The following is a 22,323-nucleotide window of genomic DNA, read 5'->3' on the forward strand; positions in this document are numbered from 1 at the left end:
TATTAGCAGCACACTTATTTTTTAAGTGTGCAATTTGTTATTAACGTTTTTTAAGATGGGCAATTAGACGTTTACGCTTACGTAGCTGCGTTGGTGTCAATTTATTTTTCTTGCCGGCATAAGGATTAGCGCCTTCTTTAAATTGAATACGAATCGGTGTCCCCATAACCTGTAATGTGCGACGAAAATAGTTCATTAAATAACGTTTGTAAGAGTCGGGTAATTCAGCAACTTGATTGCCATGGATAACCACAATCGGTGGATTATAACCGCCGGCATGAGCATATTTCATTTTCACTCTGCGACCTCGTATCAGGGGTGGCTGATGTTCTTCTTCTGCCATCTTCATAATACGTGTTAATAAGGCTGTACTTACTCGCCGTGTTGCCGATTCATAAGCTTCATGGATAGACTCAAATAAATTACCAACACCACTACCATGCAACGCTGAAATAAAATGCACTTTAGCGAAATCAATAAAACCTAATCGCAAATCCAGCATATCTTTAACCGATTGACGATCCTCTTGCGACATGCCATCCCACTTATTGACTACAATCACCAGAGAACGCCCTGCATTCAAAATAAAACCTAATAATGATAAGTCTTGATCAGAAATACCCTCTCTAGCATCAATAACCAGTAAAACAACATTAGCATCTTCAATTGATTGCAACGTTTTGATCACCGAAAATTTTTCGACCGTTTCAGTTATTTTTCCGCGCTTACGCACACCCGCTGTATCAATCAGTATATATTCACATCCATCCCGTTCCATCGGAATATAAATGCTATCCCGCGTTGTACCTGGCATATCATAAACAACTACTCGATCTTCGCCCAAAATACGGTTAGTTAAGGTTGATTTACCAACATTTGGCCGACCAACAATCGCTAACTTAATCGGTAGTGAACGCGGATCAAAGGCTTCTTCTTCACTATTATTATCAAGCGCCTCTTTCTCTTCCTGAGCAAGCCAATAAGCTGCATTAGCCTCCTCTGCCGACAATTCAATATCATTGGCTGATTTTTGCGGCGAATAGGGAGAAACCACTTTTTCAATCAGTTGAGTAACACCACGTCCATGAGATGCGGCAATGGGATAAATATCCTTGATCCCAAGTGCATAAAAATCACCTAAAACTGTATCGATATCCAAACCATCAGTTTTATTTGCTACCAGGTAACTATCCTTTTTGCGACTGCGCAAATGTTTCGCAATCTCATAATCTGCCGGCATCAATCCTGAACGCGCATCAACCATAAAAAAAACAATATCAGCTTCTTCAATCGCTAGTAAGGATTGAGAAGCCATATGGGTTTCTATCCCCTCTTCTGAACCATCGATACCACCGGTATCAATAATAATGAATTCCTGTCCTGCAAACTCTGCGGTGCCGTATTTTCGGTCACGGGTTAAACCAGGAAAATCAGCAACCAGCGCATCCCTAGTTCGAGTTAATCGGTTAAATAAGGTAGATTTTCCTACATTTGGACGCCCTACTAGCGCAATGACAGGTATCATTTTTAAGATGCCTCATAAAAATTAAAATCGGTATTCTGATTCCAATCTTCAGAATACTAAAAAATAAAACGGCTGCGTAAATCAGCAGCCGTTAATTCTATCTGGAAAATAAGAAAATGTCAGGCAATTAACGTTCAATCAGATATACAGTTCCATCTTTTGCCTGAATAAGTAATTTATCACTGGCAATAATCGGACGGCTGCGTAAGCCCGAACTATCAACTTTATTTTGTGCCACAAATTGACCATCTTGGGTATCTAACCAATGAAGATAACCTTCACCATCGCCAACTACTAAATAACCATCATAAATAGCCGGTGCGGTCAAATTGCGATGTAATAAAGCATCTTGTGTCCATAAAGTGACACCATCATTTTTACGAATGGCCAGCACACGATCATTTTGATCAACTAAGTAGATAATATCATTGGTGACAATAATATCATTCACCGTGCCTAGATCACGCTTCCAGATAATTTGGCTAGAGCGCATATCCATTGCAACTAAATCACCATTATACGCAATAGCAAAGATAGCGCCTGAATTAGTATCAATAACCGGCGTCATATTAACATCGTGCAAACGATCAATTTCCGTTGCGCCACGGATCTGAGAAATATATTGTTGCCAGGCAATCTGCCCTTGAGCAAGCATTATGGCACTAATACGACCACCATCACTACCAACAATCGCGACGCCATAAGCAGTAGCTGGCGCTGACTTTCCTCTTACTGATAATGTCGAGGTGTCTAAATTAATACTCCATTTACTTTGTCCAGTCTGTGCATCTAACGCTTGTAACACACCGTTACTGGTATGGATCAATACCAAACCGTCACTCACTACTGGCTGCGAAAGTGCTTCTCCGGCAACATCTGTTTCCCATGCCATTTCTCCATCGGCTTTATTCAATGCGATAACTTTGCCAGTTTCTGTCCCTATATAAAGCTTATCTCCTGAAACCGTTAATCCGCTGGAAAGTAAGGCCGGTAAATTAGCCGTGAAAAAACCAACATGTTCTGATAAATCAATTGACCATAGTATCTCACTTGAATCAACATCCATTGCTTTCACCGTTCCTTTACGATCGGCTGCATAAACAACAGAATCATCGTAAGCTGGTGAAAGTTGAGAATAATATTTTCCACTACCATCCCCTATCGAGCGATGCCAGATGATAGAGGGGGTAAATTGATTGTCAACCTCAGGTAAAGGAGACATTACGATAGAATCTTTTTCCGTTGAGCATCCCATTAATAAAGTCATTGCCAACAAACCAACCAAGAGCGTTCTAGCCAATTGCATGTTAATATTCCTCTTAGTTTGGCAAGCTATTAATTTTTATTTTTAATATTGTCTTCATCATTTCAGCTCCAGTTGATTCAATTCCTTTAGAATAAGCTGCACGAGCGCCAGCAACATCACCTTTTTTCAATAATATATCGCCACGAATATCTTCAACAATCGTACTCCATCCTTTATCCTGTACTTGAGTCAAAGTAATCAGTGCTTGATCTGTCTTGTTCAAAGTTAACTGTACGCGTGCCAATCTGACATTGATCAAATCTTTAAGATCATCTAATTTTGCTACTGCTAATGCCTTTAGTAATGCTTTTTCTGCACCAGCAATATCACTCTTTTCCACCGCAATTTTGGCAAGTTCAATATTGGTCAATACACCATAAATATTGTTTGTTTCATTAGCAAATTGTTCGCCAGCAGCCAGTGCTTGTTTTGAACCTGTCTGCAATTGAGATGAAATTTGTTCAAAGGCTTGAGCACTTTCTTGCAAACGATTTGCCTGATGTGATTGCCAATAATTCCAACCAATAATCGCGCCAACTCCGACAGCTAACCCAATTACTAACGCTTTGCCATTGTTAACAAAAAAGCGTTTAATAGCATCTACCTGCTCGTTTTCAGTGGTATAGACTTCCACAGAGTCTCCTTTAACCTAAAAGTTCAACCAAACGTACAGCAACATTCTGCTGAGAAATTTTTTCCTGTTCGCCGGTACGCAAATCTTTTATTGTGACTTCATCCGATTGACACTCATCTTCACCTAAAATTAGGGCAATTTTCGCCTGATGTTTATCTGCGCGAGCTAACTGTTTTTTAAAGTTACCTCCACCATGATGAGTCATTAATTTCAAAGCTGGCACTTTATCGCGAATTTTTTCCGCCAGGACTAATATTGCCTGTTGACTTGCCTCACCACAAGCAACCAAATAAACATCAACTAAGGTACAGTCAGCAACAAAACCTGGATTAAGCTGTTGCACCAATAACACCATGCGCTCCATTCCCATCGCAAAACCTACCGCGGTGGTCGCCCGCCCGCCGAGCTGCTCGACCAGACCATCATAGCGACCGCCGGCGCATACCGTACCCTGCGCACCTAATGCATCAGTAACCCACTCAAATACAGTACGATTATAATAATCTAAACCACGAACTAAACGTTGATTAATTCGATATTGAACGCCTGCTGCATCAAGTAATTTACAAATTCCAGTAAAATGTTGTTTCGAGTCATCATCAAGATAATCAGCAAGTAATGGCGCATCATTAAGCAGTTTTTGCACATCAGGATTTTTTGAATCAAGGATGCGTAACGGATTAGTCAACAGTCGACGTCGGCAATCTTCATCCAATTTATCTTCATACTGTTGCAAAAAAGTGACTAATGCCTGACGATATTTTGCGCGCGCCGCTAATGAACCAATCGAGTTTAATTCCAGTGAAACATGGTTAGCGATCCCCAACTCACGCCACCAACGTGCTGTCATCATGATAAGTTCGGCATCAATATCGGGCCCGGCTAAACCAAAAACTTCTGCACCTAACTGATGGAATTGGCGATAACGCCCTTTCTGTGGCCGCTCATAACGAAACATCGGGCCTAAATACCAGAGACGTTGTTGCTGATTATACAATAAACCATGTTCGATCCCAGCGCGTACACAACCAGCTGTATTCTCTGGACGCAGTGTTAAACTGTCACCATCCCGGTCATCAAAGGTATACATCTCTTTCTCAACTACATCAGTGACCTCACCTATTGCGCGAGAAAATAATGAGGTTTGCTCTACGATGGGAGTTCGAATCTCACTAAAACCATAACTAGCAAGGATTTGTTTTAATTTACTTTCAATTTTTTGCCAGAATTGAATATCGGCAGGAAGACAGTCATTCATACCGCGAATAGATTGAATGTTTTTAGCCACGTTATTTCTCTATTTAAAAATCTACCATAATATGGATTATAAAAGTGAATATTAACAGGGTGCAATCCATAAACAAAATTGGCTCATTACTTTATGAGCCAATATGATTAAATTATTTATCTAATTGTTCAATATCAATCCGCCGATTTTCATCCAACATAACGGCCTTTGCCCGAATTTTAGCTTCCAACTGATCGATCATATCAACATTGTCTAAACGTTCTTTTTGACGAACGCCGTCTTCATAAAATCCGCTCTTTGCTCTTGCCCCTGTGACGCCAAGGGTAGAAACCTCGGCTTCACCAGGACCATTAACAACACAACCAATAATTGAAACGTCCATCGGAGTAATAATATCTTCTAACCGTTCTTCTAATGCATTAACGGTACCAATGACATCAAACTCTTGACGTGAGCAGGTTGGACAAGCAATAAAATTAATACCTCGCGAGCGAATACGCAGAGATTTCAAAATATCAAAACCGACTTTAACTTCTTCAACTGGATCAGCAGCTAATGAAATCCGTAATGTATCACCAATCCCCTCAGACAATAACATTCCCAATCCGATAGCAGATTTCACCGAACCGGCTCGCGCTCCACCCGCTTCGGTAATACCTAAATGTAAAGGTTGATTAATTTTGTCAGCTAGTAAACGATATGCGCCTACAGCCAAAAAAACATCTGAAGCTTTAACGCTAATTTTAAACTGATCAAAATTCAATCTATCTAATATATCCACATGGCGCATAGCCGATTCAACTAACGCTGCTGGCGTGGGTTCCCCATATTTTTCTTGAATATCTTTTTCTAATGAACCACCATTAACGCCGATCCGAATAGGAATATTTTTATCACGTGCACAGTCAACAACCTGACGAATACGTTCTTCATTACCAATATTACCTGGATTGATACGTAAACAATCCACACCATATTCAGCTACTTTTAGTGCAATACGATAATCAAAATGGATATCAGCAATCACAGGAACATTAACTTGTTGCTTAATAAGTTTAAACGCTTCTGCTGCATCCATTGTAGGCACAGAAACACGCACAATATCAACGCCCACTCGTTCTAAAGATTTAATCTGTTTAACTGTCGCTTCAACATCCGTTGTCCGCGTATTTGTCATAGATTGTACTGTGATGGGTGCACCATCACCAACGGGAACATTTCCTACATAAATGCGCGTTGATTTACGCCTTTTTATCGGTGATTGATTATGCATATTACTCTCCTTCAACATCCATGTTTAATAAGTTGCGCTATTTCTATAATTGAAGCCATCGAATTGACGATGGCTTCTTATTTGTTCACAATTTATCATTATTTATAGATGTTGTCTTACAATATTCATTTACAATCCAGGCAATTTAAACTTGGCTGGACGATTAGCTTTAATAAAGCGATTTAGATCAACGGAATTACCTTTGAATAACAGATTAACATTGGCGGGTATACCAATATTAAATTGATAAGGAAGTTCACCATTTAATTCAAGTTTCTGGCCTGCATTTTTAATACCACTAAATAAAATCTTACCTTTAGCATCAAGAACTTCTAACCAGCACTCCCCTTTAAAGTTCATCACAACTCCATCACCAGATTCTATATTAGCAGCATCAGTATCCGCAGAAGCCTCTGCTGTTCTATCTCGTTCTGGATTACTATTATTATTCATACTGCCTGGCAATGGCACTGTTTTTACTTCTGCTGGATTTACTGACTCGATATTAGCATTTATATCACTATTTTTTGGTGTTTCAGAAGTTAATGGCGTTTTAGGCGCCGGTGATACGACATTATTAGCTATCGATGAGGTTACCGGCTGTACATTAGTTTCTGTCGACGATGTATTTAAATTATTTTGTTCAGTCTCTGCTACTTCACCAGGAGTAGAAGAAGCTGGATCTGCTGGCATTTGAGCAGTATTCGAGCGATTCTGTTCAGCCATCGTGGCAATTTCTTGTTTTTGTACTTTATAACCCTGCCACCACCAAATACCTACCATAGCAATACAAATAATGATAATTAGCCAGGTAAATTTCATTAACCAGCCTTCGCGTTTTTTACGGGTTTTTCCTAGAGAATAACTCTGCATAGGAGAAACTACAGCTGCTTTTGCTGGTGTATGTTTATCCAATAATTCAAGAATTTCTTTTTCTGGAATTTTCACTAATTTTGCATAAGAACGAATGTAACCACGCAAGAAAGTAGGATCAACATTATGGGAATTGCTGTCTTCTTCTATCTCACGTACTGTGCACACTTTTAAGCAAAGTCGCTCGGCAACGATTTCTCGGGAAAGACCAAGCGTTTCCCGTGCCTGTAATAAACGTTGGCCAACGGTGATTTCTGTTTTTTCTGTTTTAGGTTTGCTATTCATTCGCGGAAATATTGGTCTTTTTTGAGTTTTAACATCATGAAGGCTTTTAAAAAACTTCATCTATAAGTTAATAAAAAACCTTCATACCGATAATATTTCTTATTTTACTTTTGAAATATTTTGACAATTCAGCCCACTACGTTCTTCCTCTTTCCTCAATTTAATTATCTCCTCAGATATGTTTTCAGAGCATAAAAAGTCTAAATAATAATATCGCATACTTGTATTATTGATTGCTGATGAACGAATTGCCACTTTAAAATATTTTAATGCTAAATCTGGTTGCTTTTGCTGACGCATAATGACCGCCATGCCTAAATTTGCTATCCCATTTTTTGGCTCTGCCAGCATTATCTTCTTAAAATGATAAGATGCTGCTGGATAATTCCCTGCTGATAAATAAGCAATGCCTAGCTGTGTCCGTGTCACAATCGCAATATCAAGGTCTTTATTAATACTAGTACATCCTATTAATAAACCCACTAACAATAGAATATTAATGATAGATATCCTTATCATATCACTCTCGTTTGTTTATATAGCTGGTAATAAAAGGAATTATGATATCTAATTCCCTTTATTTACATAATTAATATTCAGACTGCTTTTACTATAATTGGTTCACCAACAAGCTGTTTTTTCAATGTTCGTTTTGTTCGATCAATAACATCACCCGCTAATTGACCACAGGCCGCATCAATATCATCACCACGTGTTTTACGCACAATAGTAGTATAACCATATTTCATCAATACTTTTGCAAAACGATCAATACGACTATTAGAACTACGGCTGTATGGTGCACCAGGAAATGGGTTCCAAGGAATTAAATTAATTTTGCTAGGCGTATGCTTAAGACATTCAGCGAGCTGATGAGCATGTTCAATACTATCATTCACACCATTTAGCATCACATACTCAACGGTAACACGTCCCTGATTTGCATTAGATTTAGTGAGATAACGCCGAACACTAGCCAGGAAGGTTTCAATATTGTATTTTTTATTAATAGGTACAATCTGGTCACGAATTTCATCAGTCGGAGCATGCAAGGAAATTGCCAAAGCAACATCGATCATATCACCCAATTTATCAAGCGCAGGCACAACACCAGACGTCGATAAAGTCACCCGTCGTTTTGACAATCCAAAGCCAAAATCATCCATCATAATTTCCATTGCTGGAATAACATTGTTTAGATTTAATAGGGGCTCTCCCATTCCCATCATCACAACATTGGTAATTGGCCGCCGGCCACTAGATTTTAAAGAGCCGATGACTTTAGCAGCCCGCCACACCTGGCCTATGATTTCTGCAACGCGTAAGTTACGATTGAAACCTTGTTGAGCGGTTGAACAAAACTTACATTCAAGGGCACAGCCAACTTGAGAAGAGACACAAAGTGTCGCTCGATCATCTTCAGGAATATAGACTGTTTCGACTTGTTGCTCACCTACCGTGATTGCCCATTTGATAGTGCCATCAGCAGAGCGCTGCTCTTGCGCAATTTCAGGCGCCCGAATTTCTGCAACTGCTTTTAATTTAGTCCGCAACACCTTATTGATATCAGTCATCAAATCAAAATCATCATAACAGTGGTGATAAATCCATTTCATTACCTGATCGGCTCGAAATGGTTTTTCACCCATGTCACTAAAAAATTGCCGCATCTGTTTACGATCCATATCTAACAAATTAATTTTTGTTGATTTGGTAACAGGAGAAAAAGAGGGCACACACTGCGCTGTTGTTTTAGATTGAAACATTTTTATTGCCTCGTTATTACACTTTTCGGCGAAAACTGTAGATTTTTAATAATTAACTATATTTATTGGCATTAAATCTTATTTTAATAGCTTTATATGCCATAACCTTGTCAATAAATCACTTAACAAGGCATGGTATTTTACAAACTTTATTAATATTTTGCTAATAATATCCTATTTCTGTTTGTTAACGCGGACAAATTTCGTCATCAGTAAAGAAAAAAGCAATTTCTCGCTCTGCTGACACGACAGAATCTGAACCATGGACTGCATTTTCGGTAAAACTATCAGCATAATCAGCACGTAATGTCCCAGGCAATGCCTTAGCAGGATCCGTTGCGCCCATCAAATCACGATAGCGCTGTATAGCATCGTCACTGGCTAAAACTTGCAACATTATGGGGCCTGAGGTCATAAACTCGACTAATCCAGCAAAAAAAGGCTTACCTTTATGCTCAGCATAAAATCCAGCTGCCTGTTCTTCGCTTAAATGCACCATTTTAGCAGCGATAATTTCGAATCCAGTTTGCTCAAACCGGCCATAAATCGCACCAATAGCATTTTTCTTAACTGCATTTGGCTTAATAATGGAAAACGTGCGTTGTATTGTCATTAGAAATCCTCTTAGCTGTTATTTTTCATCAGGATATTTTTGCCTTGCATCCATTCTGCCCGCCAAGAAAAAGATTTATCATCATTTTATTAAGGCAAAATAGCTAGCTATTATAAATATTGGCAATTCAATTGCCCACTTAACGATAAATTTTGTTAATTTTTTTTATACAATTTTTTTATTTCTTTAGCTTAAATCACATTTTTATAAAACTTAAAACACCAGACATGATCACAAACAATAATCTGCTCAATTCTCTTTAGGATTTAGGCATAAACAAATTTAAAGATAAAAAAAGCGGGGTATAAATAAGGGAATAATGGGTGACATAATTTAACAATTTTTAACAGCAATGGTGCTGCGCAACCAGCCCCCTATTTTACGTTGATAAAACGGCTGCGTATGGCGCACAATAAAATGATCGATACCTGTACTATTCGGTTGCAAAAAATAAAAATCAACTGACTGATTAGCTTCCAGATAATCAAGCGCCATGCTTCCTAACTGTGGAATTAATAGTTGCCCTTCTTTTTCATAGCCAATATTAATTTCTAAAGCAATAAGCATAACCGACGCTTCTACTACAGTATCATCCTCCGCTTGCAGTAAAAAAGCACGGCGTATGATTTTATGCTGTTGGAAAAATTGACATAGCACATTGATTAATTGTTGCGGCATAGTTTCAGGTATGCGCAATTTAATGACACTACCGCCTGGCACTGTAATGGTAGTCATCAGCGCGGTTTGATTGATTTTATCAGCTGCCATTTTAGCTTCTTTCCTAACGAATACTCTTTTGCTAACTAATTATTTACCCGGGAAAATAATATTTCTGGGTAAATAATCATACCAAATAACCGCTATTTTGCTTTTTTTAGCAATAGACTAGCAATCGTCCTGACGCCAATGCCAGTCGCACCTTCCGCCCATAAATTCACAGCAGATTTACGATAAGCCGCCGAACAATCGATATGTAACCACCCTTTATGATAATTTTCAACAAAATGAGATAAGAAAGCAGCAGCGGTGCTGGCGCCCGCAGTATGAGAAGGTGATGCAATATTATTGAGATCAGCAAATCCAGAAGGTAATTGGCGGCGATGAAATTCAGCTAAAGGTAATCGCCAAAAGAGTTCATTCTCCATTTCTGCTGCTGACATCAATTCAGCCACCAATTTGTCATCAAAACTCAATACCGATTGATAATCGTTACCTACCGCGATTTTGGCAGCGCCAGTTAACGTAGCAGCATCAATAATTAATGCTGGTTTTTCTTTGCAAGCATCGATCAATCCATCTGCTAAAACCAGTCTTCCTTCCGCATCGGTATTCATAATTTCAACAGATTTGCCGTTACGGTAGCGAATAATATCACCTAATTTAAAGGCATTACCACTAACCATATTATCGGCAATGCAGAGGAAAAGTTTTACTCGTTGTTTTAAACCTCGGCTTATTGCTAAGGCTAACGCTCCAGTTAGCATAGCTGCTCCACCCATATCGGCTTTCATTGAATTCATTGATGAAGATGGCTTTATGCTATAACCACCAGAATCAAACGTAATTCCCTTTCCTACTAAACAAGCAAATACCGGTGCTTTTAAATTGCCAGTTGGATTATAATCCAGCACTAGTAATGCGGGTGGACGGCTTGAGCCACGTCCTACAGTATAAATTCCACTATATTTCTGTTTGGCTAACTCTTCACCCTGAATGATACGGTAGTTAATATTATCTTTTACTGTTTCACATAATAAATCAGCGCTACGCTGAGCCAGCTGTTCAGGCGATAATTCTTCAGCCGGTGCGTTAATAATATCTCGTACCCAATCAATAATTCGGATGCGATACTGTAGCTCTTTTTTTTCATTTTCAGATAAATTTGGCCATTCAATCGAACGCGCTCCCTTAGGTGCTCTGAAACCTTGCCAAAATGCCCAACTTTTTTCCAAGTCCCAGTCATCACCTGCTAACAGCACATGATGAATGCCTTGACTGTCCAATCTACGACCAGCACTCTGGATAGCACACAGTTTTGCTTGTGGCTTCAGATGAATGACTATCCCTTGTTCACTAGAACTGATTAATGCATTCTTTCCCCAACAAGGCGCCGCTGCTTGATAAGATAGCGAGACTTGCATGATCTGCTTTTCCATTCCCTCTTCCCACCTTAGTTTGTCATATTGTGTTTATGGAATAATTGATAAATATAAGATATTAATCATAAAGGTTATCATGAGTTAATACATTGCACGATGAGTGATAGCAATAAAAAAGCTGGCAATTCCCAGCTTTATATGTAATTGATTGCTTCAATTAGTCATTATTGATACTCATCAAGCCATATTAATAGAATGGCTTCTAGGATCTTTTCATTTGAAGCTTGCGGATTGTCATTAAAATCGTCTAATTGGCAAATCCATTGATGCATATCGGTAAAACGAACCGTTTGCGGATCAATATTAGGATATTTATCATAGAGTGCCTCTGCTATTGCACGGCTATCAGTCCACTTTAAACTCACCTTCCCCTCCTGCAATTAAATATAAGGATCAATGCTCTCTGGCATGATTGATCGTATATCTAGGAATTTCTATTACCAGATCTTCGTTGGTCACAATAGCCTGACAACTTAAGCGGCTTTCAGGCTCTAACCCCCATGCTTTATCTAGCATGTCATCCTCTAGCTCAGAACTTTCTTCCAGTGAATCAAAACCTTCACGAACAATGCAGTGGCATGTGGTACAAGCACAAGATTTTTCACAAGCATGTTCAATATCAATACCACTACGTAAGGCAGCATTAAGAATTGATTCACCTTTCTCGACTTCCACAACCGCCCCTTCAGGGCATAACTCTTTATGCGGTAAAAAAATTATTTTCGGCATTATTATATCTCGTCCACAGAATGACCTGATAATGCCTGACGAATAGAGATATCCATACGTCTGGCAGCAAAATCCTGTGTTTGCTTATCCAGTTGTTTAATTGCATTTTCAATCGCAACAGGGGAGGAGCTTTCCTGTGTGCAGTTAACTAATTTATTTACAGCATTATCAATTGCTGCTTTTTCTTCTTTATTCAATAAATGCGCATCTTGTTTTAATGCAGCCATTAGACTTTCTATTACCCGAGCAGCTTCAACTTTCTGCTCAGCAAGACGACGCTCTACCATATCATCTTGAGCATTAGTGATTGAATCAGTGATCATATTGGCAATTTCTTCATCGGTTAAACCATATGAAGGTTTAACTTGAATCGAAGAATGAACACCGGTTGACTTTTCTACTGCGCTGACACTCAATAATCCATCTGCATCTATTTGAAAAACGACCCGAATATGCGCTCCGCCGGCAGCTAGTGGCGGTATTCCACGTAGAGTAAAACGCGCTAACGAACGACAATCATTAACCATTTCACGTTCTCCTTGGACAATATGAAATGTCATAGCTGTTTGCCCATCTTTGAAGGTAGTAAATTCCTGTGCCTTAGCGATAGGCAGTGTCGTATTGCGTGGGATCACTTTTTCAACCAGGCCCCCCATGGTTTCTAAGCCAAGCGACAAAGGAGTAACATCCAGTAGCAATATTTCACTATCAGGTTTATTACCAACTAAAATATCTGCCTGAATAGCCGCACCAATAGCAACAACTTTATCCGGATCAATTGAAGTTAATGGTGTAAGGCCAAAAAATTCTTCAACCATAGAAACCACCAACGGTACACGCGTCGAACCACCCACCATGACGACCTGCAAAACATCATCGATATCAAGCGCTGCATCTTTCAATGCGCGACGACAGGTTAATAAAGTGCGTTTGATCAATGGCCAAATTAATGTGTTTAGCTGCTCCCTTGACAAAACCCCTCGCCAACCATTGATTTCAATCTCAGTATGGCTACAATTCGTTAATGCTATTTTAGCCTGGCTGGCTATATTTAAAATCTGTCGCTGTAGGCGATGATCTTGGCGATCAATAATACCCGCTTGTTGATATATCCAATCCACCAGCAAATGATCAAAATCATCACCTCCTAATGCCGTGTCTCCGCCTGTTGCTAATACTTCAAATACGCCACGCTGTAACCTAAGAATGGAAATATCAAAAGTACCACCACCCAAATCATAAACAGCAATGATACCCTCTTGTTGTGAATCTAAACCATAGGCAATAGCAGCCGCAGTGGGTTCATTCAATAAACGTAATACCTGTAATCCGGCCAACCGCGCCGCATCTTTAGTTCCTTGACGTTGCGCATCATCAAAATAAGCAGGCACAGTGATCACTACACCTTCTAATCTACCATTCAATGTTTCTTCTGCCCGCTGCACCAACGACTTTAATATCTCAGAAGAAACTTGAATAGGATCAACTTGCCCTATAGCTGTCTGGATCAGCGGTAAGCCATTTTTACTTGCTGTCAATTGGTAGGGTAAATTAGGATAACGTTGCTGGATCTCAGCCAGTGAGCGACCCAATAAACGCTTAGCTGAAATAATGGTATTAGCCGGATCTTGTTCTACTTTTGCTTGTGCTTGCTTACCTACTGTAATAGCCGTTGGTTGATAACTAACTATTGAGGGTAGCAATTCATATCCTGCTAGATCAGGCAGTGTTTCCGCTTTTCCGCTGCGAACCGTTGCAATCAACGAATTTGTGGTACCTAAATCAATACCAGCGGCTAAACGGTGCTGATGTGGCATCGACGACATGCCCGGCTCACTAATTTGTAATAATGCCATAAAATTTACTCTAAAAACGATTGAATAAGCGCTCTTCCAATTGTTCAACTTGTTGCTGCAACTTATCAAGAAAACGAAGTTTCCGAACAGTATCAGCTGCATTTATCCACTGTTCACTATTTAGTTGTTTTTCCATTTCCTGTAAGTAGCTTTTTATTGTTTTAACTAAACTAGAGGAAAACAAGGCTAATGCCTCTTCTGCTTGAACACTGGTTTCGATACACTCCAATTCTTCACGTAGCGCAAGCTGCTCCACCAAAAAAGCCGTATCATGCATAGTATATTGCTCATTATTGATATCAATATCATATAAAGTGAGCATATATTCAGCACGTTTCAAAGGGTGTTTTAAGGCTTGATAAGCAGCATTAATTGTCGCAGCCTGTTGCAGTGCAGATACTTTGTCGCTTTCAGATTGGTTAGCAAAGCGATCAGGATGATACCGGCGCTGTAATTCCTGATAACGGTAAGTTAATTGCTCAAGATCAATAGAATATGAAAATGTCAGATCGAAAAGGGTAAAATAATCCATAAATGCTCTAAGTTGAAAATATTAAATAGACGGTTAAAAAATTTATCACGTCGTCTATTTAGTTTTAGACTTAACAAATAATAAATAAATTCTCATACGTTAAAGCTTTCACCGCAGCCACACTCATTTTTGCTGTTAGGATTGTTAAACTTAAAACCTTCATTAAGACCTTCTTTAACAAAATCCAATTCTGTCCCATTGAGATAAACAATGCTTTTACCATCAACAATAACTTTTACGCCTTTGTCTTCAAATACTGTATCGTCTTCATTAATGATATCAACAAATTCAAGCACATAAGCCATGCCTGAGCAGCCAGAAGTCCTAACGCCTAAACGTAATCCTTCACCTTTTCCTCGGTTATGTAAGAAAGTCAGAATACGCTCTGCAGCATTTTCTGTTAGAGAAATTGACATACAACACCTCTCAATCAAAACCAGTGCAGGCGGACACTATAAACAAAAATAAAATAGCATCACGCCTAAAAGGGATTTTTATATTAATTAATTATTTGCTTTGCCGTTTATTTTTATAGTCTGCAATAGCGGCTTTAATCGCATCTTCTGCCAAAATAGAACAGTGAATTTTAACCGGAGGCAGCTCTAATTCCTCTGCAATAGCCGTATTTTTGATAGTCTCCGCTTCATCCAATGACTTACCTTTCATCCATTCCGTTACCAATGAACTAGAGGCAATGGCCGAACCACAACCATAAGTTTTAAAACGCGCATCTTCGATGATGCCTGCGTCATTAACTTTGATCTGAAGCTTCATGACATCACCGCATGCAGGTGCCCCTACCATCCCACTGCCCACCATTGGATCATCATTATCAAACGAACCTACGTTACGTGGATTTTCATAATGATCAATTACTTTCTCACTATATGCCATATTGTAAACTCCTTAATCCGTCTATTAATGATGAGCCCATTCAATGCTATTAAGATCGACACCCTGCTTATACATCTCCCATAACGGAGAAAGATCACGCAGCCGACCTATCGCATTATGGATTAGCTGGATGGCATAATCGATTTCTTCTTCTGTGGTGAATCGACCAAAGGAGAAACGAATTGAGCTGTGAGCTAACTCATCATTCATTCCCAATGCCCTTAGTACATATGAAGGTTCGAGGCTTGCTGATGTACACGCGGAACCTGATGAGACAGCCAAATCTTTGAGTGCCATCATCAATGATTCACCTTCTACATAGTTAAAACTGACATTCAGAATATGAGGTGCGCCATTTACCAGGAAGCCATTAAGATAAACTTCTTCAATATTCTTAATGCCGTTCCATAAACGTTGGCGTAAGGCATTTAATCTATCAGACTCTACCGCCATTTCTGCTTTAGCAATCCGATAAGCTTCCCCCATTCCTACAATTTGGTGGACAGGTAATGTTCCTGAGCGCATGCCTCGTTCATGACCACCGCCATGTTGTTGGGCTTCAAGTCGAATACGGGGTTTACGACGCACATAAAGTGCACCTATTCCCATTGGTCCATACAGTTTATGTGCTGAGAAAGACATTAAATCAACTTTTAGTTTACTCAAATCAATCGGTAATTTACCGACCGCTTGGGTAGCATCAACATGAAAAAAAATTCCTCTATTGCGGCAAAGTTCGCCAATAGAGGCAATATCTTGAATGATTCCAATCTCATTATTGACATGCATGATAGAAACCAAAATTGTATCATCACGCATAGCCGCTTCAAGTTCATGTAAATCAATAAGACCACTATTTTGTGGTGAAAGGTAAGTCACTTCAAAACCTTCACGCTCAAGTTGACGGCAAGTATCCAAAACCGCTTTATGCTCGGTTTTACTGGTAATGATATGTTTACCTTTTTTCTGATAGAAATTGGCAACCCCTTTCACTGCCAGGTTATCTGATTCAGTCGCTCCTGAAGTAAAAACAATTTCACGCGGATCCGCATTGACTAATTCAGCAATCTGATTTCGCGCAATATCAACAGCTTCTTCAGCCCGCCAGCCAAAACCATGAGAACGCGATGATGGATTACCAAAATTGCCATCCATTGTCATACACTGGATCATTTTTTCAGCAACACGGGGATCAACCGGTGTAGTCGCCGAGTAATCTAAATAAATCGGTAGTTTCATTAACTCACTAGCTCCATAAGACGAAAAACGTCTCAAAATTTTATCACTTTGCAATTATTCTATTTTGTAGAACCGTGCAATTTATGCTCGTATATTAATAATGGGTTCGGATTGATGAGTCGCTCTCATATGGTGTTTATCGTTATCTTGACGACCAGCAACTTCTTGTACTTCTTGATTATTGACCAATTCTTCTAAGCTAATATTACTAAGAAAACCCGTAATACGGTCACTTAAATCACGCCATAGTGCATGGGTCAAACAACGCTCTCCACCTTGACATCCTTCTTTTCTTCCTTGACAACGAGTGGCATCAATAGACTCATCAACAGCAGAAATCACTTGAGCGATAAAAATATTTTTCGCTTCCCGACCTAATAGATATCCGCCGCCAGGGCCACGAACACTGGAAACCAGTTCGTTTTTGCGAAGTCGAGAAAAAAGTTGCTCAAGATAAGAAAGAGAAATGCCTTGACGTTCCGATATATCAGCCAATGGCACAGGCCCTGTCTTTGAATGCAATGCCACATCCAGCATGGCTGTTACTGCATAGCGTCCTTTAGATGTGAGTCTCATAATATATCCCCATAGTTAAATGTGACAAAAATTGTGTCATTCCAGAGTGTTTTAGTCAACTATTTAACCTAGTAATTTACTCAACTATTATTTATGCCATTTTTCAATTGATGTGAGAATGCCACGCAAAATATGGAGTTCCTGCACTTCGGGACGCGCTCGAGTAAATAAACGTCGCAATTTATTCATGATTTGCCCAGGGTGACGCTTTCTGATAAATCCAGATACATTAAGCACTGCTTCAAGATGGTTATAAAATCGTTCTATATCCTCAAATGGTGGATATTGTACCCTATCTTCATTATCTACCGAGGCTTTTTTTTCATTTATTGCTAGGTATGCCATACGAATTTCATAACTGATCAATTGAACAGCCATTGCTAAATTGAGTGAACCATATTCAGGGTTGGTTGGAATATGAAGATGATATTGGCATCTCTGTAGTTCTTCATTTGTTAAACCAACTCGTTCGCGGCCAAAAATGATAGCCACCGGAGAATTTATTGCCTGGCGGACAGTTTTTTCGCCACATTTGCGAGGCGTTACCTGTGGCCATGATAACGTACGATCGCGCACACTCGTTCCAATTACCAAGCTGCATCCAAGCAAAGCTTGATCTAATGTTTTCACGATAGTCGCTTGACCAATAACATCACTGGCGCCAGCTGATAATGCAATAGCCTGTGCATCCGGCAATATGAGTGGATTAACTAAGTACAAATTAGTTAGTCCCATCGTTTTCATCGCACGGGCAGTTGATCCCATATTTCCGGTATGCGAGGTTTCAACCAAAATAATGCGAATATTTTCTAGCATGATTGTCTTTATTTGGTGTTAATAATCAGGCTATTCTACCACAATCATAGTCATGTTGACGAATCTCTGTTATACTGCCGAACTTGCTTAAACCTTGTTCTTTAACATTCCAGTGGAAATAACCCATGCATCCAATGCTAACTATTGCTATACGGGCAGCTCGCCAAGCAGGTAACTTTATTGCTAAAAGCTATGAAAAACCTGACTCTATCGAAATAATGGCAAAAGGCCAAAATGATTTTGTGACCAATATTGATAAAAAAGCAGAACAAATTATTATTGAAGTCATTCAAAAATCTTATCCTACTCATACCATTATTACCGAAGAGAGTGGTCAAATACTTGGTGAAAAAAATGATATTCAGTGGGTTATTGATCCTTTGGATGGCACAACCAATTTCACTAAACGCTTACCCCATTTTGCCGTCTCCATCGCAGTACGTATTAACGGCCGTACAGAAATCGCTGCTATTTATAACCCTATGCTTAATGAGCTATTTACTGCGGTACGTGGGCAAGGTGCACAATTAAACGGTTACCGCCTTCGTCTTAAAAATAATAATGAATTAGACGGGGCAATTATTGCCACGGGTTTTCCTTTCAAAGCGAAACAACATTCAGCTGCATATATTAATATTGTCGCTAAACTATTTAAAAAATGCGCCGATTTTCGCCGCACAGGTTCAGCGGCTTTGGACTTAGCTTATGTTGCTGCTGATCGTGTCGATGGCTTTTTTGAGATTGGCTTAAAACCGTGGGATTTTATGGCTGGAGAACTATTGGTGCGTGAAGCCGGTGGAATTGTAACCGACTTCGTTGGCGGACATAATTATCTCACCTCTGGCAATCTGCTAGCTGGCAGTCCACGGATAGTGAAAAAAATGGTGCTAGAAATGCAGACCGAGTTAAGCGATCCATTGAAATGCTAAACAATGCGCTTAAAAAGCAATAGCCAAAGTTATATTGAGTTAATAATGTCTTGATGGCTTAACTTTGTCATTTACTAATTGGTGAAGGCTGCAAATGGTAAAAATTCACCATGGCTTTAATTAGTTAAATAAACCCGCTAAATATTTTCAATATTTACTCTTGTTATCGGTGCTTTATTGCTTAATTGGATATAAAACCCCTATTCCTTTTCAGGCATTAAGGGGTATTTTAATGATTGGCCAGCTTGTTTAGTTTTAATATAAAAATTTTTATCTGCATAGTTGGTTAATATTTATCTGTTATTCAAATTAAATGAACTACTCTAACTTAATTGTTTAGCTATTCCATCGAATTTAATGATGTTATTTTTTTATTCGGGCGAATAAATAGTGCTGGAATGGCAATCAATACCATTAACCAAAATACCCAGTTATGGTGAAAAGGTAAATGTTCATAAACAAAACCTACCACAATTGTCACTAGCGCTAAACCACCTCCTAGTCCAAATGCCGAATAAAATGCTTGCAGCGGAATAATTTCACCTTCGCTACGTGCACTAATAAAACGCATTGCCGCTAGATGACAAACAGTAAAAGTACCACTATGTAAAAGTTGGCTAACTATCAGTATTGGTAAAGTGGTAAAATAGGCCATTAATCCCCAACGAACAACCGCGCAACTAGCTGATAACAATAATAATCCACTTACCTGCCAATGACGGAAAAGGACATGGCTAAAGGTAAACACAATCACTTCAGCAACAATACTTAAAGACCATAACAGGCCAATAATACCATCGGAATAACCCACTTGTTGCCAATAAATTGAAGAAAAACCATAATAGGCAGCATGAGAAGCTTGTAATAAAGTAATACACAGTAAAAAACGCCAGACTGAGTTATCGGCTAATAATTGCTTCAATGATATAGTTGTATTAGCTATTTGGCGATAAGTGGCTTTAGGCATAACTGTAGGTTGTAATAACATCGTCAACAGCATAATGATTATACTGACAAGTAATGCGTAAATAATTATTTTATGTCCCCCGCTATTCGCTAAATAACCGATCCAAGAAGCGCTAATAATAAATGCAATCGAACCCCAAACCCTTAATTTTCCATAATCAAATGTTAACTGTTTTTGCCAAGTCGCGGCTAACGCATCGGTTAAAGGTATCATCGGTGAAAAGAAGAGATTGAAAGCCAACATGATAAATAATAACCATAACCAATGTGAACTTACGGTAAATCCAACAGCAAAGAGCAGCGTTAAACCAGCAAATAGACGCAAAGTCGTAATTAGGTGATAGGCTCGCTTCACTATCGGTGCGATCATTAAAGAACCAATAAAACGAGCGGTAAGGCCGGCGGCTAGCAAGATACCAATTATATCAGCCTCAAGTCCTTCACCATTTAGCCAAATCGCGATAAAAGGCAAAAAAATGCCATAAGCAAAAAAATAAGTGAAATAATCTAAAGCAAGCCAACGTGTTGATGGAATAATCATTATTTATTCCCATTTGATTATCGATGTAAAAAGCCCGTTTCAGTTAACAACTAAAACGGGCCGAAACGGATGACTAAATTTTAACTTATTTATGCATAAACAGGAAACTGTTGGCAAATCAACAATACTTTTTGTTTTACATTTTGGATCACGCTTTCATCATCAATCTTATCCAAAATATCACATATCCAATTGGCCAATTCAGCCGATTCTTTTTCTTTAAAACCACGACGAGTAATGGCGGGTGAACCAATACGAATACCTGAAGTAATAAATGGGCTCTGAGGATCATTCGGTACACTATTTTTATTGACGGTAATATTAGCGCGACCCAGCGCAGCATCTGCCTCTTTACCTGTGATCCCTTTATCCACTAAATCTAATAAAAATAAATGGTTTTCAGTTCCACCAGAAACAACCTTGTAACCACGTTTGATGAAAACTTCCACCATCGTTTTCGCATTTTTAGCCACTTGCTGTTGATAAGTTTTAAATTCAGGCTCCATCGCTTCTTTTAATGCAACCGCTTTACCAGCAATAACATGCATTAATGGGCCACCCTGAGCACCAGGGAATACGGCAGAATTTAGTTTTTTGTAAAACGCCTCATCACCACCTTTAGCCAAGATCAAACCACCACGAGGGCCAGCCAAAGTCTTATGGGTAGTGGTCGTCACGACATGTGCATGAGGAACAGGGTTAGGATAAACGCCAGCAGCGATCAAGCCAGCGACATGTGCCATATCAACAAATAAGTAAGCACCAATACTATCTGCAATTTGACGCATTTTAGCCCAGTCAACCACGCCTGAATAAGCAGAAAAACCGCCAATGATCATTTTAGGTTTATGTTTTTGTGCCTGAGTGGCTATATCGTCGTAATCAATTTTACCCTCTTCATCGATACCGTAGGGAACGATATTATAAAGCTTACCAGAAAAATTGACGGGTGAGCCATGGGTTAAATGTCCACCATGTGCCAAATTCATACCTAATACCGTATCACCAGGTTGCAATAAAGCCATATAAACAGCGGTATTAGCTTGTGAACCTGAGTGTGGCTGAACATTAGCAAAATCCGCATCAAATAGAGTTTTTGCTCGATCTATAGCGAGTTGTTCAACAATATCAACATATTCACAACCACCATAATAACGTTTACCAGGATATCCTTCGGCGTATTTATTCGTAAGTTGAGAACCTTGAGCCTGCATAACTCTTGGACTGGTATAATTTTCTGAAGCGATTAACTCAATATGCTCTTCCTGACGCTTAACTTCATTTTCCATTGCCTGCCATAGTTCTTGATCATAATCTGCAATATTCATTTCGCGCTTTAACATTTACTTCTCCTGACTCAGCCACATTTTAAATCTTTATTCAACTAAATGAATATCACACAGTGTAAACTCTTTTAGCTCACTGAGATAGCCCAAAAATAAAAAATTACGCAAACGATTGCCACATCCGAATTATCAAATAAAAACATTTCTCAATAGCGATTTTATTGCCAATTAAATATGCTAATTCAATCTCAGTTTTACAATTAATTATTTACTTTT

Annotated in this window: 23 protein-coding genes; 1 reads left to right on the top strand and 22 read right to left on the bottom strand. The window is 39.1% G+C overall.

Annotation, left to right across the window (positions count from 1 at the left end):
- Positions 1-40: 40 nt before the first annotated feature.
- From der to trmJ, 20 genes are all read right to left on the bottom strand, one after another.
- Positions 41-1,525, bottom strand: a complete 1,485-nt coding sequence (gene der, locus WH390_RS03625) for a ribosome biogenesis GTPase Der (RefSeq protein WP_032114737.1) — start codon at positions 1,523-1,525, stop codon at positions 41-43.
- Between the two features lie 127 nt (positions 1,526-1,652).
- On the bottom strand, positions 1,653-2,831 hold the full coding sequence (gene bamB, locus WH390_RS03630; RefSeq protein WP_032114738.1) for an outer membrane protein assembly factor BamB: 1,179 nt from the start codon (positions 2,829-2,831) through the stop codon (positions 1,653-1,655).
- A 13-nt stretch (positions 2,832-2,844) separates the two neighbouring features.
- Complete coding sequence (locus tag WH390_RS03635; RefSeq protein ID WP_032114739.1) at positions 2,845-3,465, bottom strand: YfgM family protein; 621 nt, start codon at positions 3,463-3,465, stop codon at positions 2,845-2,847.
- Positions 3,466-3,475: 10 nt separating this feature from the next.
- Complete coding sequence (gene hisS / locus WH390_RS03640) at positions 3,476-4,753, bottom strand: histidine--tRNA ligase (RefSeq protein WP_032114740.1); 1,278 nt, start codon at positions 4,751-4,753, stop codon at positions 3,476-3,478.
- Positions 4,754-4,865: 112 nt separating this feature from the next.
- Positions 4,866-5,987, bottom strand: a complete 1,122-nt coding sequence (gene ispG / locus WH390_RS03645) for a flavodoxin-dependent (E)-4-hydroxy-3-methylbut-2-enyl-diphosphate synthase (RefSeq protein WP_032114741.1) — start codon at positions 5,985-5,987, stop codon at positions 4,866-4,868.
- 129 nt (positions 5,988-6,116) lie between these two features.
- Entirely contained in the window at positions 6,117-7,145 is a 1,029-nt protein-coding gene (gene rodZ, locus WH390_RS03650) for a cytoskeleton protein RodZ (RefSeq protein ID WP_032114823.1), read from the bottom strand.
- Between the two features lie 99 nt (positions 7,146-7,244).
- On the bottom strand, positions 7,245-7,664 hold the full coding sequence (locus WH390_RS03655) for a tetratricopeptide repeat protein (RefSeq protein WP_069187502.1): 420 nt from the start codon (positions 7,662-7,664) through the stop codon (positions 7,245-7,247).
- Positions 7,665-7,741: 77 nt separating this feature from the next.
- Positions 7,742-8,911 (bottom strand): bifunctional tRNA (adenosine(37)-C2)-methyltransferase TrmG/ribosomal RNA large subunit methyltransferase RlmN, encoded by a 1,170-nt coding sequence (locus tag WH390_RS03660; RefSeq protein WP_032114742.1) that lies wholly within the window; start codon positions 8,909-8,911, stop codon positions 7,742-7,744.
- Positions 8,912-9,098: 187 nt separating this feature from the next.
- The gene (gene ndk, locus WH390_RS03665) at positions 9,099-9,524 is read right to left on the bottom strand and encodes a nucleoside-diphosphate kinase (protein WP_032114743.1); all 426 of its coding nucleotides are present in this window, start codon (positions 9,522-9,524) and stop codon (positions 9,099-9,101) included.
- A 333-nt stretch (positions 9,525-9,857) separates the two neighbouring features.
- Positions 9,858-10,292, bottom strand: a complete 435-nt coding sequence (locus WH390_RS03670; RefSeq protein ID WP_052044808.1) for an enhanced serine sensitivity protein SseB C-terminal domain-containing protein — start codon at positions 10,290-10,292, stop codon at positions 9,858-9,860.
- Positions 10,293-10,384: 92 nt separating this feature from the next.
- Positions 10,385-11,680, bottom strand: coding sequence for an aminopeptidase PepB (gene pepB, locus WH390_RS03675; RefSeq protein ID WP_032114744.1), 1,296 nt, complete (start codon positions 11,678-11,680; stop codon positions 10,385-10,387).
- 167 nt (positions 11,681-11,847) lie between these two features.
- Positions 11,848-12,048, bottom strand: coding sequence for a Fe-S cluster assembly protein IscX (gene iscX / locus WH390_RS03680; RefSeq protein ID WP_032114745.1), 201 nt, complete (start codon positions 12,046-12,048; stop codon positions 11,848-11,850).
- 28 nt (positions 12,049-12,076) lie between these two features.
- Complete coding sequence (gene fdx, locus WH390_RS03685) at positions 12,077-12,412, bottom strand: ISC system 2Fe-2S type ferredoxin (protein ID WP_032114746.1); 336 nt, start codon at positions 12,410-12,412, stop codon at positions 12,077-12,079.
- Between the two features lie 2 nt (positions 12,413-12,414).
- On the bottom strand, positions 12,415-14,268 hold the full coding sequence (gene hscA / locus WH390_RS03690) for a Fe-S protein assembly chaperone HscA (RefSeq protein WP_032114747.1): 1,854 nt from the start codon (positions 14,266-14,268) through the stop codon (positions 12,415-12,417).
- A gap of 10 nt (positions 14,269-14,278) precedes the next feature.
- Positions 14,279-14,800, bottom strand: a complete 522-nt coding sequence (gene hscB / locus WH390_RS03695; RefSeq protein WP_032114748.1) for a co-chaperone HscB — start codon at positions 14,798-14,800, stop codon at positions 14,279-14,281.
- Between the two features lie 92 nt (positions 14,801-14,892).
- Complete coding sequence (gene iscA, locus WH390_RS03700) at positions 14,893-15,216, bottom strand: iron-sulfur cluster assembly protein IscA (protein ID WP_032114749.1); 324 nt, start codon at positions 15,214-15,216, stop codon at positions 14,893-14,895.
- A 91-nt stretch (positions 15,217-15,307) separates the two neighbouring features.
- Entirely contained in the window at positions 15,308-15,694 is a 387-nt protein-coding gene (gene iscU / locus WH390_RS03705) for a Fe-S cluster assembly scaffold IscU (RefSeq protein ID WP_032114750.1), read from the bottom strand.
- A 24-nt stretch (positions 15,695-15,718) separates the two neighbouring features.
- A complete protein-coding gene (locus WH390_RS03710) occupies positions 15,719-16,933 on the bottom strand; it encodes an IscS subfamily cysteine desulfurase (protein WP_032114751.1) in 1,215 nt (404 codons plus the stop codon).
- Positions 16,934-17,014: 81 nt separating this feature from the next.
- Entirely contained in the window at positions 17,015-17,509 is a 495-nt protein-coding gene (gene iscR / locus WH390_RS03715; protein ID WP_032114752.1) for a Fe-S cluster assembly transcriptional regulator IscR, read from the bottom strand.
- A gap of 87 nt (positions 17,510-17,596) precedes the next feature.
- Positions 17,597-18,325, bottom strand: a complete 729-nt coding sequence (gene trmJ, locus WH390_RS03720; RefSeq protein ID WP_032114753.1) for a tRNA (cytosine(32)/uridine(32)-2'-O)-methyltransferase TrmJ — start codon at positions 18,323-18,325, stop codon at positions 17,597-17,599.
- A gap of 125 nt (positions 18,326-18,450) precedes the next feature.
- Here trmJ and suhB point away from each other — a divergent pair, with 125 nt between their 5' ends.
- Positions 18,451-19,254, top strand: a complete 804-nt coding sequence (gene suhB, locus WH390_RS03725) for an inositol-1-monophosphatase (RefSeq protein ID WP_032114754.1) — start codon at positions 18,451-18,453, stop codon at positions 19,252-19,254.
- Between the two features lie 340 nt (positions 19,255-19,594).
- Here suhB and WH390_RS03730 read toward each other — a convergent pair whose 3' ends face one another.
- Both WH390_RS03730 and glyA read right to left on the bottom strand, forming a co-directional pair.
- Positions 19,595-20,761 (bottom strand): 3-phenylpropionate MFS transporter, encoded by a 1,167-nt coding sequence (locus WH390_RS03730; RefSeq protein ID WP_032114755.1) that lies wholly within the window; start codon positions 20,759-20,761, stop codon positions 19,595-19,597.
- Positions 20,762-20,850: 89 nt separating this feature from the next.
- Complete coding sequence (gene glyA, locus WH390_RS03735; RefSeq protein ID WP_032114756.1) at positions 20,851-22,104, bottom strand: serine hydroxymethyltransferase; 1,254 nt, start codon at positions 22,102-22,104, stop codon at positions 20,851-20,853.
- Positions 22,105-22,323: the final 219 nt, after the last annotated feature.

It is taken from the genome of Candidatus Arsenophonus nilaparvatae (assembly GCF_045346035.1).
GTDB classification, from domain to species: domain Bacteria; phylum Pseudomonadota; class Gammaproteobacteria; order Enterobacterales; family Enterobacteriaceae; genus Arsenophonus; species Arsenophonus nilaparvatae.

Bases quoted from the DNA above. Each gene is read 5' to 3' on its own strand.
- der (WP_032114737.1), bottom strand. From the start codon at position 1,525: ATGATACCTGTCATTGCGCTAGTAGGGCGTCCAAATGTAGGAAAATCT.
- bamB (WP_032114738.1), bottom strand. From the start codon at position 2,831: ATGCAATTGGCTAGAACGCTCTTGGTTGGTTTGTTGGCAATGACTTTA.
- ispG (WP_032114741.1), bottom strand. From the start codon at position 5,987: ATGCATAATCAATCACCGATAAAAAGGCGTAAATCAACGCGCATTTAT.
- rodZ (WP_032114823.1), bottom strand. From the start codon at position 7,145: ATGAATAGCAAACCTAAAACAGAAAAAACAGAAATCACCGTTGGCCAA.
- WH390_RS03655 (WP_069187502.1), bottom strand. From the start codon at position 7,664: ATGATAAGGATATCTATCATTAATATTCTATTGTTAGTGGGTTTATTA.
- WH390_RS03660 (WP_032114742.1), bottom strand. From the start codon at position 8,911: ATGTTTCAATCTAAAACAACAGCGCAGTGTGTGCCCTCTTTTTCTCCT.
- ndk (WP_032114743.1), bottom strand. From the start codon at position 9,524: ATGACAATACAACGCACGTTTTCCATTATTAAGCCAAATGCAGTTAAG.
- WH390_RS03670 (WP_052044808.1), bottom strand. From the start codon at position 10,292: ATGGCAGCTGATAAAATCAATCAAACCGCGCTGATGACTACCATTACA.
- pepB (WP_032114744.1), bottom strand. From the start codon at position 11,680: ATGGAAAAGCAGATCATGCAAGTCTCGCTATCTTATCAAGCAGCGGCG.
- fdx (WP_032114746.1), bottom strand. From the start codon at position 12,412: ATGCCGAAAATAATTTTTTTACCGCATAAAGAGTTATGCCCTGAAGGG.
- hscA (WP_032114747.1), bottom strand. From the start codon at position 14,268: ATGGCATTATTACAAATTAGTGAGCCGGGCATGTCGTCGATGCCACAT.
- hscB (WP_032114748.1), bottom strand. From the start codon at position 14,800: ATGGATTATTTTACCCTTTTCGATCTGACATTTTCATATTCTATTGAT.
- iscA (WP_032114749.1), bottom strand. From the start codon at position 15,216: ATGTCAATTTCTCTAACAGAAAATGCTGCAGAGCGTATTCTGACTTTC.
- iscU (WP_032114750.1), bottom strand. From the start codon at position 15,694: ATGGCATATAGTGAGAAAGTAATTGATCATTATGAAAATCCACGTAAC.
- WH390_RS03710 (WP_032114751.1), bottom strand. From the start codon at position 16,933: ATGAAACTACCGATTTATTTAGATTACTCGGCGACTACACCGGTTGAT.
- iscR (WP_032114752.1), bottom strand. From the start codon at position 17,509: ATGAGACTCACATCTAAAGGACGCTATGCAGTAACAGCCATGCTGGAT.
- trmJ (WP_032114753.1), bottom strand. From the start codon at position 18,325: ATGCTAGAAAATATTCGCATTATTTTGGTTGAAACCTCGCATACCGGA.
- suhB (WP_032114754.1), top strand. From the start codon at position 18,451: ATGCATCCAATGCTAACTATTGCTATACGGGCAGCTCGCCAAGCAGGT.
- WH390_RS03730 (WP_032114755.1), bottom strand. From the start codon at position 20,761: ATGATTATTCCATCAACACGTTGGCTTGCTTTAGATTATTTCACTTAT.
- glyA (WP_032114756.1), bottom strand. From the start codon at position 22,104: ATGTTAAAGCGCGAAATGAATATTGCAGATTATGATCAAGAACTATGG.